At 25.1% G+C, this 653-nt stretch carries 1 protein-coding gene; it reads left to right on the top strand.

Annotated features, from left to right (window positions below; translation table 11 throughout):
• Positions 1 to 364 precede the first annotated feature (364 nt).
• Positions 365 to 562: an alpha/beta-type small acid-soluble spore protein gene (locus tag ACJDU8_RS25605; protein WP_406795010.1), complete on the top strand. Its 198-nt coding sequence runs from the start codon at positions 365 to 367 to the stop codon at positions 560 to 562.
• The last annotated feature ends 91 nt before the right edge of the window (positions 563 to 653 follow it).

The following is a 653-nucleotide window of genomic DNA, read 5'->3' as shown; positions in this document are numbered from 1 at the left end:
CAAAGATGCACATTAGATAAAATGTCTGAGTTAAAAAAACAATTAGAAAGTTTATCTGAAAAAGTTGACAATTTTTAATTTTAAAGAATAAGCTATATCTTAAAGTTAAATGTATATAAATTTAAAATTATTATTATTTTATATTCTTTATTTTGTAAGCAATTCCTATAATTACGCTATCTAAATTAGAAGACAAGCTAAGTGATAATACAGATAAAATTAATTTCACATATGTTATTCCTTTGAACTTATTTTTTTATATTTATTTTCTAAATATTCATCCAATTACCTGGAGTATTTTTTATAGAAATGTACAAACTTTAAATATAGACAGTAAAGATTACTATAAAAAGGAGTGTTGATTATGGCACATAACAGTAATAATTTAGTAGTACCTCAGGTTAGAGAAGCTTTAAATAGATTTAAAATGGAATCAGCTCAGGAAGTTGGAGTAAATTTAAAGAATGGCTATAATGGAGATTTGACTGCGAGAGAAGCTGGCTCTGTAGGTGGAAATATGGTTAAGAAAATGATTGAAGCTTATGAGCAGGGATTAAAATAAAGCATAGTAAAAACCTAGTAGGAAAAATAAAATGGAACCTATATAATAGACACTTTAAAAAAGACTATTTATATAGGTTCTTTTCTTGTAC

It is taken from the genome of Candidatus Clostridium eludens (assembly GCF_045310515.1).
GTDB classification, from domain to species: Bacteria; Bacillota; Clostridia; order Clostridiales; family Clostridiaceae; genus Clostridium_B; species Clostridium_B eludens.
The sequence above is the reverse complement of the archived record's forward strand: the minus strand, read 5'-3'. Positions and strand labels throughout refer to the sequence as shown.